Origin of the sequence: Paraburkholderia bannensis NBRC 103871 (genome assembly GCF_000685015.1) — a bacterium.
GTDB lineage: Bacteria > Pseudomonadota > Gammaproteobacteria > Burkholderiales > Burkholderiaceae > Paraburkholderia > Paraburkholderia bannensis.
Genome location: NZ_BAYA01000016.1, coordinates 219,663 through 234,451, shown reverse-complemented (window position 1 = coordinate 234,451; position 14,789 = coordinate 219,663). Strand labels below are relative to the sequence as shown.

The 14,789-nt window shown below is 64.9% G+C and carries 12 protein-coding genes; 2 read left to right on the top strand and 10 right to left on the bottom strand.

Annotation, left to right across the window (positions count from 1 at the left end; all coding sequences use genetic code 11):
- On the top strand, positions 1 to 328 hold a 328-nt coding region (locus BBA01S_RS24405; RefSeq protein ID WP_027818739.1), incomplete at its 5' end, for a DUF3138 family protein.
- Positions 329 to 342: 14 nt separating this feature from the next.
- On the opposite strand, the gene BBA01S_RS24400 is transcribed toward BBA01S_RS24405, so the two are convergent.
- The 4 genes from BBA01S_RS24400 to BBA01S_RS24385 form a co-directional block, all read right to left on the bottom strand.
- The gene (locus BBA01S_RS24400) at positions 343 to 1,269 is read right to left on the bottom strand and encodes a LysR family transcriptional regulator (protein ID WP_027818738.1); all 927 of its coding nucleotides are present in this window, start codon (positions 1,267 to 1,269) and stop codon (positions 343 to 345) included.
- 121 nt (positions 1,270 to 1,390) lie between these two features.
- On the bottom strand, positions 1,391 to 2,935 hold the full coding sequence (locus BBA01S_RS24395) for an efflux transporter outer membrane subunit (RefSeq protein ID WP_027818737.1): 1,545 nt from the start codon (positions 2,933 to 2,935) through the stop codon (positions 1,391 to 1,393).
- The gene (locus BBA01S_RS42525) at positions 2,928 to 6,083 is read right to left on the bottom strand and encodes an efflux RND transporter permease subunit (protein ID WP_042297792.1); all 3,156 of its coding nucleotides are present in this window, start codon (positions 6,081 to 6,083) and stop codon (positions 2,928 to 2,930) included. Before BBA01S_RS42525 ends, BBA01S_RS24395 begins: the two co-directional genes overlap by 8 nt.
- Before the next feature lie 11 nt (positions 6,084 to 6,094).
- Positions 6,095 to 7,336 (bottom strand): efflux RND transporter periplasmic adaptor subunit, encoded by a 1,242-nt coding sequence (locus BBA01S_RS24385; protein WP_084162508.1) that lies wholly within the window; start codon positions 7,334 to 7,336, stop codon positions 6,095 to 6,097.
- 322 nt (positions 7,337 to 7,658) lie between these two features.
- On the opposite strand from BBA01S_RS24385, the gene BBA01S_RS45275 reads away from it, so the two are divergent.
- Positions 7,659 to 8,321 carry a TetR/AcrR family transcriptional regulator gene (locus BBA01S_RS45275; RefSeq protein WP_052391866.1) on the top strand — a complete coding sequence of 221 codons (663 nt, stop codon included), beginning with the start codon at positions 7,659 to 7,661 and terminating at the stop codon, positions 8,319 to 8,321.
- Here BBA01S_RS45275 and BBA01S_RS24375 read toward each other — a convergent pair.
- The 6 genes from BBA01S_RS24375 to BBA01S_RS24350 all read right to left on the bottom strand — a co-directional run bounded on the left by BBA01S_RS24375 (position 8,300) and on the right by BBA01S_RS24350 (position 14,775).
- A complete protein-coding gene (locus BBA01S_RS24375) occupies positions 8,300 to 9,562 on the bottom strand; it encodes an ATP-binding protein (protein ID WP_027818735.1) in 1,263 nt (420 codons plus the stop codon). The two genes, BBA01S_RS45275 and BBA01S_RS24375, sit on opposite strands and share 22 nt — an antisense overlap.
- Positions 9,546 to 10,304: a response regulator gene (locus BBA01S_RS24370; RefSeq protein ID WP_027818734.1), complete on the bottom strand. Its 759-nt coding sequence runs from the start codon at positions 10,302 to 10,304 to the stop codon at positions 9,546 to 9,548. Before BBA01S_RS24370 ends, BBA01S_RS24375 begins: the two co-directional genes overlap by 17 nt.
- Positions 10,305 to 10,442: 138 nt before the next feature.
- Entirely contained in the window at positions 10,443 to 11,771 is a 1,329-nt protein-coding gene (locus tag BBA01S_RS24365) for a type II toxin-antitoxin system HipA family toxin (RefSeq protein WP_027818733.1), read from the bottom strand.
- A gap of 3 nt (positions 11,772 to 11,774) precedes the next feature.
- On the bottom strand, positions 11,775 to 12,041 hold the full coding sequence (locus tag BBA01S_RS42515; RefSeq protein ID WP_042297791.1) for a helix-turn-helix domain-containing protein: 267 nt from the start codon (positions 12,039 to 12,041) through the stop codon (positions 11,775 to 11,777).
- 104 nt (positions 12,042 to 12,145) lie between these two features.
- On the bottom strand, positions 12,146 to 13,525 hold the full coding sequence (locus BBA01S_RS24355) for an LLM class flavin-dependent oxidoreductase (protein WP_027818732.1): 1,380 nt from the start codon (positions 13,523 to 13,525) through the stop codon (positions 12,146 to 12,148).
- Positions 13,525 to 14,775 (bottom strand): SfnB family sulfur acquisition oxidoreductase, encoded by a 1,251-nt coding sequence (locus BBA01S_RS24350; protein WP_027818731.1) that lies wholly within the window; start codon positions 14,773 to 14,775, stop codon positions 13,525 to 13,527. The genes BBA01S_RS24355 and BBA01S_RS24350 overlap by 1 nt, the downstream gene beginning before the upstream one ends.
- Positions 14,776 to 14,789: the final 14 nt, after the last annotated feature.

Below are 14,789 nucleotides of genomic sequence, written 5' to 3'. Positions count from 1 at the left end.
CCGTTACGACCTGCTCGCCGACAGCAAGAACGGCGGCGGCGGCGGTGGCGTGGCGCTCAACGGCAACGGCATGGATCCGTACAACGGCTTCGGCATTGGTGCGGACTGCCTGGCGAATTCGCAGGCCAATGGCGGACTGGGCTTCGAGTGCAAGGGCGCGGTGCGTCAGGACGTAGCGCTTGACCTGCTGTTCTATCCGACGCAGCAGATCACGGTGAAGGTCGAATACCGCCACGACTGGGCGTCGCAGAAGGTGTTCCTGCGTAACGACGGCTCGTACAGCAAGAGCAATGACTTGCTGGGGGCGCAGTTTATTTATTCGTTCTAATACCCCGGAGAAAATCAGGGCCGCACATACTGGTGCTTGATTAATTCCTCGGCGAACGAGGCAAACCGCTGCACCACCATGCGCGGCTTCATCGTGCGCGACTGCGCTATCCCCAGCGTAGTCGCGACGACTTTCTCCTTAAACCGCTTCACCACGAAATCCTCACCATCGACGGTCTGCGTCGACTTGAGCGGAAAATTCAGGATGCTGTAACCCAGCCCGTTCGCCACCATCCCCCGCACCACTTCAGGTTGCGACGATCGGAACACCGGCACAGGACGCTGCCCGAGCGCATCGAACAACGAAGAGAAATACTCGCGGCTATGCGGCAAATCGAGCATGACATACGGCTCGTCCACGAGATTCGCCAGCGATACGGCACGATGCTGCGCAAGCGGATGCTTGCTCGGCAGGATCACATAAGGGGGCAAACGCACCAGCGGTCGAAAATCGATTTCATCGGTAAGGTCGATATCGTAAGTCAGCGCGATATCGAGCGAACCGTCGTGCAGCCCTTCGAACAAACCATCCTGATGCGCCTCCATCGTCTTGAAGGCAATGCCCGCATGATCGGCAAGAAATCGGCTAATCAGCCCGGAGAGCAACGGCGGCGCCAGCGACACGAGGCAACCCAGCGCGATCGTCCCCGTCATGCCGGTATCCAGACCGCGTGCGACCGACTGCAGTTCCTCGGCGTTCTTTAACAGGTCGCGCGTCTTGCCCAGCAATTCGCGTCCGGCCTGCGTAAGCGACAACCCAGCCGCATGATGGCGAATGAACAGTTGAATGCCGAATGCGTCCTCAAGCTCAGAGATCGCACTGGAAATGGAAGGCTGTGAAATATGCATCAGCCGCGCGGCGGAAGTGAACGACAGCGTTTCGGCGGCCGTTACGAAGTAGCGCAGCTGACGCAGGGAAAAATTGAGGCGGGAGCTTTCCATGGCACGCGGGCAAGTGGGAATCAATGGCGATAACGATGTGGTATCACGCCAGAATTCCGCGTGCAGGGCAAGTCATGGAAACGACACTTGCCCTGCACCTCCTGAAGCCCTCTCGTCGCGCTCAGTGGACTGCGCTTGCTCCCGCTTGTGAAACCTTCTCCGAAACCTTCCCGGGAGCTTTCGACGTCTGCATCGCCGAACTATCCGAGTCGGCATTGCGCGGCACATCGCCGGTGTTGGCGATCCAGCCGCCGCCCAGGTACTGGTACAGATCGACGAGATTCGTCAGCCGGTCGAGATTCGCGCTGATGAGCGACTGCTGGGCCGTATACAAGTCGTCCTGCGCGCTCAGCACCGTGAGGTAGCTGTCCACGCCGTTGCGATAACGCAGGTCGGAGAGCGAGTAACGGCGCTGCTGGGTCTGGGCGTACGAGCGCAGGTCGCTGACCTGCGCGTCGTACGTGCCGCGCGCCGCCAGCCCGTCGGCCACTTCGCGGAAGGCCGTTTGAATGGCCTTTTCGTACGCGGCCACGTCCTCGTCCTTTTCGAGCTTCGCCACGTCAAGGCTCGCCTTGTTCGCGCCGCCCTCGAAGATCGGCATGGTGATGGTCGGGCCGAAATCCCATGCAAGCTGTCCCGGCTTGAACAGCGAACCCAGGCTCGCGCTCGCGTAGCCGAATTGCCCGGTCAGGCTGATGCTCGGGAAAAACGCCGCGCGCGCCGCGCCAATATTGGCGTTGGCGGCCTTGAGCGTTTCCTCCGCTTCGAGAATGTCGGGACGGCGCGTGAGCAGCTCGCTCGGCAGGTTGGCCGGGATATCGGCGAGCAGTGCCTGCGAATCGAGCGGCAGGCCCGCAGGCAGATCCGCCGGCAACGGTGCGCCCACCAGCAAGACGAGCGCGTTTTCCGCCTGCGCGCGCAGACGCAACTGGCTTTCGTAATTGGCATGCGCCTGCTGCATGACGCCTTGCGCCTCGCGCAGGTCAAGCTCCGAACCCGTGCCCGTGTCGTATTCCGTCCTGGTCAGCTCGTACGACTTCTGTGCGGAATCGAGCGTCGCCTTCGTGACCTTGAGCGAGTCGTCGTAGGCGATCATCGTCAGGTACTGGTCGGCGACTTCCGAGACCAGCGTGATCTCGGCGGCCTTGCGCGCCTGGGCCGTGGACAGGTACGTGTGCAGCGCCTGGTTCGAGAGGCTGCGCACCTTGCCGAAGAAGTCCAGTTCCCACGATGCGCCCGCTGCGGCCTCATAGTCGCTCGACACCGTCGCGCGGCCCGAATACGACAGGTCGGCAGGCGTGCGCGTGCGGGTGCCCGTGCCGGTCGCGGAAAGCGTCGGCAGCAGGTTCGCGCGCTCGATGCGGTACTGCGCGCGCGCCTGGGCCACCTTGAGCACGGAGACGCGCAGATCGCGGTTGTTCTGCAGCGCAAGCTCGATGAGCTTTTGCAGGCGCGGATCCTTGAAGAAGTCGCGCCAGCCGATATCGGCCGCCGCCATGCCCTGCGCGCTGCGCGCGCCGTCCGTGGGCTGGCTGTCGTAAGCCGCCCCGGTCGGATACGTGGACGACACCGGCGCCGCCGGTTGCGTGTAATGCGGCTCCAGCGTGCAGGCGGAGGTCAGGCCGACCACCGCCACGGCCAGCGCGCTCAATGTGAGCTTATTCATGGCCGTCCTCCTGCACGTGTGCTGTTTCGGCAGCGACTGGCTTCGAGCCGCCGAATTTCGATCGAATGACCACATAGAACATCGGAATCATGAAAATGGCGAGGAAGGTCGCGGTGAACATGCCGCCGATCACCCCGGTGCCGATCGCATGCTGGCTGGCCGAGCCCGCGCCGTTGCTGATACACAGCGGCAGCACGCCCAGCACGAATGCCATCGACGTCATCAGGATCGGGCGCAGTCGCAGGCGGGCCGCTTCGAGCGCCGCCGCAACGGCCGTCATGCCGTGCTGCTCCTGCAATTCGCGCGCGAATTCCACGATCAGAATGGCGTTCTTCGCCGACAGGCCCACGGTAGTGAGCAGGCCCACCTGGAAGAACACATCGTTTTCAAGGCCGCGCAACGTCACCGCGAGCAGCGCGCCGATCACACCGAGCGGCACCACCAGGATCACGGCGAACGGAATCGACCAGCTTTCATAGAGCGCCGCGAGGCACAGGAACACCACGATGATCGAGATGGCGTAAAGCAACGGCGCCTGGCTACCCGACTGGATTTCCTGGAACGACAGCCCCGTCCACGAATAGCCGATGCCTGCCGGCAGTTTCGACGCGAGCTGTTCCATCGCGCTCATCGCCTGGCCCGTCGATTTGCCTGCTGCGGCCTGCCCCTGGATTTCCAGCGCCGAGATGCCGTTATAGCGTTCGAGCTTGGGCGAACCGAACGTCCACTTGCCCTTCGCGAAGGCGTTGAACGGCACCATCGTGCCCGACGACCCACGCACATACCAGCGGCCCAGGTCGTCCGGGTTCATGCGGAACGGCGCGTCGGCCTGCACGTAGACGCGCTTGATCCGGCCATCGGTGTCCAGGAAGTTGTTGATGTACTTCGAGCCCCACGCGATCGAGAACGTATCGTCGACGTCGGCCGCGGCCACGCCCATCGCTTCGGCTTTCTCGCGGTCGATATCCACCTTGTATTGCTGCGTGTCGCTCAGGCCGTTCGGGCGCACCAGCGCGAGACTCGGGTCTTTCGCGGCCATTCCGAGCAACTGGTTGCGCGCGGCCATCAGCTTCTCGTGGCCGAGCGAGGCGTTATCGGTCAGCTCGAAGTCGAAGCCGGACGCCGTGCCCAGTTCAGGAATCGAAGGCGGATTGATCGGGATGATCGTCGCGTCCTTGTAATTCGCGAAGTGCTGGAACACCCGGCCCACCAGTGCCTGCACCTTTTCATTCGAGGCGCGGCGCTTCGAGAAGTCCTTCATCTGCACGAACACCATGCCGGAGTTCTGGCCACGGCCCGCGAAGTTGAAGCCGTTCACCGTGAAGACGGACTCGACGATGTTCTTTTCGTCCGTGAGCATATAGTCGGTCACGGCCTTGAGCGAGCGCGCCGTGGTTTCCTGGGTCGAGCCCGGCGGCGTCTGCACCTGCACGAACATCGTGCCCTGGTCTTCATCGGGCAGGAACGACTTCGGCAGACGCACGAACAGGAAGCCCACCGCGACGATCACGGCAAGATAGATCACGAACCAGCGGCCCGAGCGGCGAATCACGTGCTGCACGCCGCCGTGATACTTGTCGCGGCTCTTGTCGAAGGTGCGGTTGAACCAGCCGAAGAAGCCCTTCTTCTCTTCGTGATGGCCCTGCGGAATCGGCTTGAGCAACGTGGCGCACAGCGCGGGCGTCAGCACCAGCGCGACGAGCACGGACAGCACCATCGCCGCGACGATCGTCAGCGAGAACTGGCGATAGATCGCGCCGACCGAGCCGCCCGAGAACGCCACCGGCACGAACACGGCGGAGAGCACGAGCGCCACGCCCACCAGCGCCCCCGTGATCTGCCCCATTGCCTTGCGGGTCGCTTCCCTGGGCCCCAGGCCCTCTTCGGCCATCACGCGCTCGACGTTTTCGACCACCACGATCGCATCGTCCACCAGCAGGCCGATGGCCAGCACGAGACCAAACATCGACAGCGTGTTGATCGAGAAGCCCACCGCTCCCATGATCGCGAACGTGCCCAGCAGCACCACCGGCACCGCGATCGTCGGGATCAGCGTTGCACGCAGGTTCTGCAGGAACAGGTACATCACGAGGAACACCAGCACGATGCCTTCCAGCAGCGTCTTGACCACTTCCTCGATCGACAGGCGCACGAACGGCGTGGTGTCGTACGGATACTTCACGACGAGACCGTGCGGGAAGTTCTTCGACAGTTCCGCAAGCTTGGCCTGCACCAGCTTCTGCGTCTGCAGTGCGTTCGCACCCGTCGCAAGCTGGATGCCGAAACCGGCTGCCGGCGCGTTGTTGTACTTGGTGTCGAAGTTATAGTTTTCGCCACCCAGTTCGATGCGCGCGACGTCCTTCAGGCGCACCTGCGAGCCGTCCTGGTTCACCTTCAGCAGCACATTGCCGAATTCTTCCGGGGTACGAAGGAACGACGCTTCCGTGATGGTCGCCTGCATCGCCTGGCCCTTCACGGCCGGCGTGCCGCCGATCGAACCGGCCGCGACCTGCACGTTCTGGTTCGTGATCGCCGTTTCGACGTCCACGGGCGTGAGCGCGTACTGGTTGAGCTTGTTCGGGTCGAGCCAGATCCGCATGGAGAACTGCGTGCCGAACAGCGTGACCGTGCCGACGCCATCGACGCGGCTCAGCGGATCCTCGATATGCGAGGCCACATAGTTCGCCAGGTCGTAGCGATCCATGCTGCCGTCGGACGACACGAAGGCCATCACCATCAGGAAGCTGCTGCTGGACTTGGTGACCTTGATGCCGGCCTCCTGCACCACGGTCGGCAGCACCGGCGTGGCGAGTTGCAGCTTGTTCTGCACCTGCACCTGCGCGATGTCGGGATTGGTGCCCGCCGCGAAGGTCAGCGTGATCGTCGCCGCGCCCGAATCATCGGACGTCGACGACATGTACAGCAGATGGTCGAGACCGCTCATCTGCTGCTCGATCACCTGGGTCACGGTGTCTTCGACGGTCTTCGCCGAGGCGCCCGAGTAGCTCGCGCTGATCTGGATGGAAGGCGGCGCGATCGTCGGATACTGCGCCACCGGCAAGTTGAAGATCGAGGCCGCCCCCGTCATCATCAGGATGATCGCGATCACCCACGCGAAGATCGGCCTGTCTATGAAAAATCGAGCCATTTAATGCAACCTCACACTGCGCCAGCGGACGCGGCCACAGCAGCCGATGCCGAATTCGAAGCCGTTGCGGGCGCAACCGTCGAGGTGGGCGTCGCGCCCTGGTCGACGGTCTTCACGGTTTCGCCCGGCTGCACCTTCATGCCGCCCGAGATGACGACGCGGTCGCCTGCTTCGAGGCCCTTTTCGATCACCCAGTTATCGTTCTTGACGCCGCCCGTGGTGAGCTGGCGCGATTCGATCTGGTTCTGCGCGTTGACGACCAGCGCCGTCGCATTGCCCTTCTGGTCGTGCGCGACGGCGGCTTCGGGCAGCAATACGGCCTGCTCGTTGTAGCCCTCGTCGATGCGCGCGCGCACGTACATGCCCGGCAGCAGCACGTTCTGCGGATTGTCGAAGGTGGCGCGCACGGTGACGGAGCCGGTCGTCTGGTCGACGGTGACGTCGGAGAATTCCAGATGGCCGTCGCCCTGATACGGCTGGCCGTCTTCCAGGATCAGCTGCACTTTGGCCGCGTGCGGGCCGGTCAGCGTGACCTTGCCTTCGGCGGCGGCGCGGCGCAGCTTCAGGCCATCGACGCTCGACTGCGTGAGGTCGACGTAGACGGGATCGAGCTGCTGCACGGTCGCGAGTTCGGTTGCGCCGCTCGATTGCACGTACGCGCCCGGCGTCACCGACGACTTGCCGATGCGCCCGGAAATCGGCGAATAGACGTTGGTGTAGCTGAGGTTGATCTTCGCGGTCTCGACGCTGGCGGCGTCGGCCTGCACATCGGCTTGCGCCTCGCCTGCGGAGGCCACGGCGTTGTCGTAGTCCTGCTTGCTGACCGCATTGGCCGCGACCAGCACCTTGTAGCGATCGGCCTGCGCCTGTGCGGCGATCAGCGTTGCGCGCGCCTTGGCGAGTGTCGCGACGGCATTGTCGAGCGTGGCCTGATACGGCGCGGGATCGATCTGATAAAGCAGTTGCCCCGCCTTGACCTGGCTGCCTTCGACGAAGGTGCGCTTGAGCACGATGCCGGTGGCCCGCGCCTGCACTTCAGCGACGAGGTGGGCGCTCACGCGGCCCGGCAATTCGACGGAAACGGGCACGGCGGTGGTTTGCACGCGCATCACGTTGACTTCCGGCGTGGCGGCGGCGGGGGCTTGCGGCTTGTCCGAACAGGCGGCGAGACCAATGGTGGCGCACAGGACTGCAACGGCGCGGATGATGGGTGTTCCCGGTGTAATGGCGTGAATTCCTGAATGTCTTGTCATATTCGCTTGAGGCGCGGCGGGCCTGTGGCCCCGCTGGCTTACCAATCCCTTAAACATTGCTTCACGCGCAATGTACGCGGCTACGCCTGGCGCCGGGTTACGGCACAAACGCTCCGTAAGATTCACTAAGCAAACGCATAAATCTCGCAGGTAAGATCGGCCCGACTCGATGCTCGACGTGCATTCGCGCCTGACTGGCGGGGGCGCACAACGGGGTCGGATGCAATTCGTGTGGCCTTGGCGCACACGGAGCAGAAAGAAATTCGAAGGGCTGTTTGAAGGGCTGTCTGATATGAGAAGGACGAGGGAGCAGTCGCTCGCATTGCGCAAAACGCTACTCGATTGCGCGGAGCAGATCTTCGCGCGCAAGGGCTTCGCGCAAACGACGCTCGACGAAATCGCCGCTAAAGCCGGCGTGACGCGCGGCGCGATTTACGTGCATTTCAAGAGCAAGGCCGACGTGTTCGAAGCGCTGTTCGAGCGGCCCGACCTTTCGCTCGCGCCTTTCGATCTGACCGCGCGGCCCGCCAGCATGCGGCCGATGGCGTGGCTCGCGCAGGAATTGCGCGGCAAGCTCAAGCGGATGCTGGGCAACCGGTCGGCACGGCGGCTTTACGGCATTGCGCTCGCGGACGCTGAATCGGTGCGCCGCAATGCCGCACTGGCGAAGCGCATGGAATCGGCCGTGGCCGGCGCAGAGGCAAAGATCGCCGATGTGCTTGGCGATGCAGCGCAGTGCGGCGAGATCGACACGGCGCTCGATACGCAGGCATCGGCGCGTTTCATCTACGCGGCGCTCACGGGATTCTTTTGCCGCCAGCTAGCGGGGGGCCAGCCTGGCGCGGACGACCTGCTGGTCGCGCGCGTGGTGGAGACGGTGTTGTGCTGCGTACAACTGAGCACTCCGGATCATATTGCCGCACAACCGGCGAGCCGCGCGCCGGCCTCCCCTCAGCCTGCCCTTCAATCCGCCTTGCGCGGATAAGGGAAACTCATCGTCACGACAAAGCCGCCTTGCGCGGCATTGGACACGACCATCGTGCCGTCGTGATGGCGCACGAGGCGGCGCACGATCGCGAGCCCCAGCCCGCAATGCGCCTCGCCGCTGCGCGCCGCATCGAGGCGCACGAACGGACGCTGCACGCGATGCAGGTCGTTTTCGGGCACGCCCGCGCCGTGATCGCGCACGCGCAGCACATAGCGGCCCTCCTCCTTTGAGGTCGACACTTCCACCGGCGGCTCGCCGTAGGTGAGCGCGTTTTCGATCAGGTTCGACAGGATCCGGTCGAGATCGACGGCGGGCAACTGGAAGCCCTCGCCCGCGCGCAGATCGAGTTTGACCAGCGCATCGTCATCGTGCTGCGCGCCGTAATCGCGGCGGCAGTGCTCCTCGACGCCGACGAACGCCGACTGGTTCACGCTCTCGCGCGCGAAGTCCAGGAACTGCGTGACGATGCGCGACATCGATTCGGTTTCGCGCAGGAAGGCGGCGCGGTCGGCGTCGGCGGTGAGCAGGTCGGCGCGCAATTGCATGCGCGTGATCGGCGTACGCAGATCGTGGGCAATGCCCGCGAGCATGATCGAGCGCTCGCGCTCGGCTTCCGCGAGTTCGCTCACCATGTCGTTGAAATCGCTCGCGAGTTCGCGCAGTTCCCGCGGCCCCGCTTCCGCCACCCGATGCACGCCCCGGCCAATGCGGTATTCGCGCGCAGCCCGCGCGAGCGCGCGCACGGGCCGCTGCACCTGCCACGCGAAGAGCACCGCCACGATGACCGCGCCCATCAGCGTGAGTGCGGAAAACCCCATGAAATGGCTCAGCGGCGGCATGAAGGCCGGTATGACGATCCAGTAGGACGCATTGTCTTTGCGCACCCACACGTTGCCGTTGTCGCTTTCGACCAGGACGTGGCTGCCCGGCCCGAGCTTTGGCCGCAGCGTTTCTTCGAAGGGGCCATTGGTGTCCGTGCAGGGCGCCGGGCACCCCGCCGCCAGCGCCTTGTCCACGCTGACATATTGGATGCCGAGCGTCTGCGCCACCTGGTCGGCAAGCGCCGGATCCTGCTCGCGCACCTGCGCGGCCACCACCATCGTGTTGATCGAGCGCTGCGCATCGATGCGCGCGCGCGCCTGGTCGATCAGCAGCAAGGCCATGAAATGCCCGGCCACGATCAGGCCGACCGTCATCAGCGACAGCCGGATGAACAGCGTGTCAAACGTCCGTTTCATGGGAATCTTTATCGGCATCCTTATCGGCGTCTTCGTCGGGCACGAACATGTAGCCGACACCGCGCATCGTTTGCAGGCGGCGCGGGTTCGACGGATCGACTTCGATCAGGCGGCGCAGCCGCCAGACCGGCACGTCGATGCCACGCTCGGTGACTTCCGCGCCGGGGCCATGCAGCAGATCGAGCAGGCGCGAGCGCGAAAGGGTTTCCATCGGATGCAGCGCGAACACTTCGAGCATGGCGTATTCGCTGCCGGTGAGCTTGATCGGCTCGCCGTCGCGCAGCAGCGTGCGGGTCGCGAAGTTCAGCTCGAACGGGCCGAAGCGGCATGGCGCGCGGCGCTCGACCGGTGCGCCGCGATCCGGGTCGCCCTGGCGGCGCAGCACGGCGCGAATGCGGGCGAGCAGTTCCTGCGGCATGAACGGCTTGCCCAGGTAATCGTCGGCGCCAAGTTCGAGACCCACTACGCGATCGGTGCCGTCCGCGCGGGCCGTGAGCATGACGACCGGGATGCGGTCGCCGCGCCCGCGCAGCTCCTTGAGCGCCGTGAGGCCATCGATGCCCGGCATCATCACGTCGAGAACGATGACGGAAGGCCGCTCGCGCTGGAGACGGCGCTCTAGCTGCATGGCATCGTGCAGCACGGAAAACTCGATATTGCGCTGCTGGAAGAAAACGCGCAGGAGATCGCGCAGCGCTTCGTCGTCATCGACGAGCAAGACCTGGAATTCAGGATCGGACATCGGGTGCGCCTCCAGGGACGGCAAGGCAACGGGCAACGTGCCAGCAAACGGATAGGTGCTGCAAATTCAAGGGCAAGGCGGGTGAGTCAATGGGATGCGGTTCGTACCACGGCGACTATTTTGCCCTGGCGGCGCATGTCACGACGCATCGAGCCGCTGGGCCGAAAAACGCAGCCCGTCGAAAAGCCGTTCGGCCACGCGCTGCGGAAAGCCTTCGGGCAGGTTCGCGCCGACGGTTTCGATCACCTGCGGCGTGCGCTCGACGAGGCGCTCGACGATTGGCGCGGCATCGGGGCCGTAATGGCACAACTGCGCGGTGGCGTCGAAATGCGCGCGCTTCACGTCGCGCATGCGGTAATGGCGGCTCTTGCCCCACACCGCCATCGCGAGCGTGGCCTTGTGCCATGACCATTGATTGCCGCCGTCGCCCTCCACGGGCCAGATCGACATGACGTCATAAAGCGGCGCGAGCTGGAAACGCCCGCCCGGCAGCAGGCGCAGGCTGAAATTCTTCGCGTGGCCGTCGGGCGCGGCGAGCATCCAGAAGGCAATCTGCGCGGCCAGGAACGTTTCGATATCCTCGCGCGCCGACTGCGACTGGCGCAGCAGGTCGGCGATCTCGCGCACGCCGGGGCCGCCCTGCGCCTCGTACTTTAAATGCGACGCCACGCCCAGCGCCTGGCAAAAGTCTTCCTGCGGCAAGCGCAGCAGCGCGCCGCTGCGCGAAACGGCGCGGTCGAAACGCTCGACGGCCAGCACCTTCTGCGCGCCAAACGTGGCGATGTGCGCCGACGACACCGGCAGCCCATACGCCTTGAGCACGGCCAGGCACAGCCATTCGTTTTCGACTGAGGTATTGAAATCGACCTTGCGATGGCCGATAAAGCCCAGCGGCAGCTTGAGGATGTGGGTAGTGGGCGTTGCGCCGTGCGGCAACAGCCAGCGCCCCGCGTGATGCAGCAGTGCGGTCTTTTCCTGCGCACCGGCCAGCGAGATGCGCAGTTCTTCGTCGGCGTCGCCGGAGCCTGGCTGGATGGCGCCCGAGGTCTCCAGCAACAGCCTTTCGATGGCGGCATCGTCGAGCGGCGTGCCGTCGATGCGCGCGAGCGGCGCGGGCGTTTCGTCCTCGTCGAGCAACTGCACCGCGCCAATGCAGTCGCGCCCGATCACCTTCAGCAGATCGAACGCGCCGATGGAGTCCGTGCGAAAGCGCGCCGCGATGCGGCGGCGAATCACCGTGCTATCGGGCAGCAGGTTGTCGAAGTAGTCATAGACGCGCGCGCCGCGCAGCGGCCGCTCGCCCACGCCGAACGGCAGCGAAAGCGACAACGGCCGCCCCGCTTCCGACGCCTTCCAGCGCGCGTCGTAACGCAGTTCGGCCTCGCCCGAGCCCGTCAGCGTCCAGCTGCCGACGCGCTCGCTATTGGCCCAGATCGACAGGGTGCGCGAATGCGATTTGCGGCCCATCGGCTACCACTCCGGGCCGTCTTCGCGCGCCTCGTATCGCGGCACATTGTCGTGGCGCGACTGCACGCACAGTTCGAGATCGTAGAGCGCGAACAGCGCCAGCATCTGTTCGAGCGAGATGCTGGCCGTGCCGGTCGTTTCCAGCGCGGACAGGCGCGGCTGGCCGATGCCGAGCGCCGCCGCGGCCTGTGTCTGGTTCAGGCCGAGTTCTTTTCTCGCCGATTGCAGGATCTCGGCAAGCCCCGCCGGCGTGTGGACGATGATCTTCATGCGATATTCCTGTAAGGCATAAACTGATTATATGCCTTCAGGTGATATCCCGACAATATCGCCGACACGCATAAACAGCAAATATCGCCAATACCGATACACGCCTAGAGCGACGGCACCGCCTCCCGGCGGAACGATGCGCCAGCATGGCGCTGCGGCAACGTATCGCCCGCCCCGAACAGCTTCTGGCGCAACGTGCCCTCCTCGTACGCCGTCTTGTAGAGACCGCGATCCTGCAATTCGGGCACGATCAGATCGACAAAATCCTCGTAGCTTTCGGGCACCACCGTGCGGCTCAGATTGAAACCGTCCACATCGGCCTCGTCGACCCAGGCCTGCAACTCGTCGGCGACCTGCGCAGGCGTGCCGACGATGGCCGGATAGCGCCCGCCCAGCTCGAACATCTCCAGCAGCGCCCGACGCGTCCAGCCGTGCTGCTTCGCCGTGCGCGTGGCCGACTCGATGGCGTTGCCCGGCGTGTAATCGACCGGCTCGTCCAGATCGTACTGCGCGTAGTCGATGCCCGTACTCGCCGCGAAATGCGCGAGCCCCGCCTCACGGCTCGCATAACGCCGATAGTCCGCGTACTTTTCGTGCGCCTCGCGCTCGGTCGCGCCCGTCACGACCGCCGCGCCGACGAAGACCTTCACGTCATCGGGACGCCGCCCCGCACGCACCAGTTGCTCGCGCAGCGCACGCACCGTCTCGCGCCCCACCGCGCGATTGGGCGGCGAAATGAACACGCACTCGGCGTGACGCGCGGCAAAACGCTGCCCGCGCCCCGAACTGCCCGCCTGGAACAGCACCGGCGTGCGCTGCGGCGACGGCTCGGCCAGATGGTAGCCATCGACGTTGTAATAGCGCCCCGCATGCTGCACGCGATGCACCTTCGCCGGGTCTGCGTAGACGCGCGCGGCCTTGTCGCGCAGCACGGCATCGGCTTCCCAGCTGCCTTCCCAGAGCTTGTAGAGCACGTCGAGATATTCGTCGGCGCGCTCGTAACGCTCGTCGTGCGGCAGTTGCTCCGACACGCCCATCGCCCGCGCCGCGCTATCGAGATAACCGGTCACGATGTTCCAGCCGATGCGCCCCTGCGTCAGATGATCGAGCGTCGAAAAGCGCCGCGCCAGCAGATACGGCGCTTCATACGTGAGATTCACCGTCACGCCGAAACCCAGATGCTGCGTGACCGCGGCCATCGCAGGCACGAGCAGCGTGGGATCGTTCACCGGCAACTGGATCGATTCGCGCAGCGTTACGTCGACGTTGCGCTGATAGACGTCGTAGACGCCGACGATATCGGCAAGAAACAGCCCGTCGAACAGGCCTCGCTCAAGCGTGCGCGCGAGATCCGTCCAATAGGCGATCTTGCGGTAATCCGCCGAGCGGTCGCGGGGATGCGTCCACAGCCCGTGATTGATATGGCCCACGCAATTCATGTTGAACGCGTTGAGCAGAAGTCGCTTCTTGTTCGTGTTCGGCATCACAAGGCTCCGTGGCGCGGCGGCAGTGCATCGTTCAGATAGAAGTTGCCGATGGCGTGATATTTCCAGCGCACGGGATCGTGCAGCGTGTGTGTGCGCGCGTTGCGCCAGTAACGGTCGAGGCCAAGGCCGTCGAGCGTCGCCGCTGTGCCCGCGAGTTCGAACAGCCGCGAACCGGCGTCGAGCGAGATCGAGGTGGTGAGCGCACGTGCTTCGGCGACGGCAATCGAGGCCTGGGCAACCGACAGATCGTCGGGTGCGGCCTGCGCGGCGTCCACGTAGCGGCCCGCGCGGCGCACCAGGGCTTCGGCCGCAGTCAGGCGCGCGGCCAGGTCGCCGAACTGCGCGATGGTCAGCGGATCGTCGGCGGCGCGTTCGACCTTCGCGTCGATCCACGGCCGCGAGCGCTCGCGCACGAATCGCAACGCGGCGTCGAATGCGCCGCGCGCCTGGCCCAGGTCGATGGCCGCGTGAATGATCTGCGCAAGCGGGCCGATGGTGGTCGCCCGCTCGAACGACGTCTGGAACGGCACGATCCATTCGGCCTGCACCCGCACGCCCTCGAACTGCACCGAGCCGCTGCCCGTCACGCGCTGGCCGAAGCCATCCCAGTCGTCGGTGACCGTCACGCCCGGCGCGCCGCGCGGCACGAACACGAGATACGTGACATCGCGCCCGTCCTCTTCGCTCACGACCAGCGTGGGAATCCAGTGGGCGTACAGTGCGCCCGTGCAATAGAACTTGCGCCCGTCGATGCGCCAGCCTTGCGCGTCGCGCGAGAGTCGCGTGCGGCGCATGAAATCCTTGTGGCCGATTTCCGCGAGCGCATTGCCGAAGCGTTCGCCCGCGAGCACGCGGCCATAGAAAAAGCGCCGCTGCTCGACGCTGCCGCCCACTCTCAGCACTTCGAGCGCGTAAAAGTGATTCTGCGGAATCTGTCCGAGCGAGCCGTCGGCGGCGGCAATGGTCGCCGTGACCTCGGCCAGCGTGCCGTTCTTCACGCCCGGCCCGCCGAATTCGCGCGGCACCGTGATCGCCCACAGACCGCTGGCGACGAAGGCATCGAGTTCGTCCCACGGCAAGCGGCGCTCGCGGTCGCGCAACGCGGCTTCCTGTGCGAAATCGTTCGCCAGGCGTTGCGCCACCGCGATGGCCTGCGCGTCGCTTTCGATGCGGGCGGGCGACTGTTGCGGCGCCTGCGCAGGCTGCTCGCTGCGTTCGAGCAAGCCGGTTGAAATATCGACATTCATGCTTCTTTCCCGAT

Excerpts from the sequence above, each read along its gene's own strand:
- BBA01S_RS24400 (WP_027818738.1), bottom strand. The coding sequence starts at position 1,269 with ATGGAAAGCTCCCGCCTCAATTTTTCCCTGCGTCAGCTGCGCTACTTC.
- BBA01S_RS24395 (WP_027818737.1), bottom strand. The coding sequence starts at position 2,935 with ATGAATAAGCTCACATTGAGCGCGCTGGCCGTGGCGGTGGTCGGCCTG.
- BBA01S_RS42525 (WP_042297792.1), bottom strand. The coding sequence starts at position 6,083 with ATGGCTCGATTTTTCATAGACAGGCCGATCTTCGCGTGGGTGATCGCG.
- BBA01S_RS24385 (WP_084162508.1), bottom strand. The coding sequence starts at position 7,336 with ATGACAAGACATTCAGGAATTCACGCCATTACACCGGGAACACCCATC.
- BBA01S_RS24375 (WP_027818735.1), bottom strand. The coding sequence starts at position 9,562 with ATGAAACGGACGTTTGACACGCTGTTCATCCGGCTGTCGCTGATGACG.
- BBA01S_RS24370 (WP_027818734.1), bottom strand. The coding sequence starts at position 10,304 with ATGTCCGATCCTGAATTCCAGGTCTTGCTCGTCGATGACGACGAAGCG.
- BBA01S_RS24365 (WP_027818733.1), bottom strand. The coding sequence starts at position 11,771 with ATGGGCCGCAAATCGCATTCGCGCACCCTGTCGATCTGGGCCAATAGC.
- BBA01S_RS42515 (WP_042297791.1), bottom strand. The coding sequence starts at position 12,041 with ATGAAGATCATCGTCCACACGCCGGCGGGGCTTGCCGAGATCCTGCAA.
- BBA01S_RS24355 (WP_027818732.1), bottom strand. The coding sequence starts at position 13,525 with ATGCCGAACACGAACAAGAAGCGACTTCTGCTCAACGCGTTCAACATG.
- BBA01S_RS24350 (WP_027818731.1), bottom strand. The coding sequence starts at position 14,775 with ATGAATGTCGATATTTCAACCGGCTTGCTCGAACGCAGCGAGCAGCCT.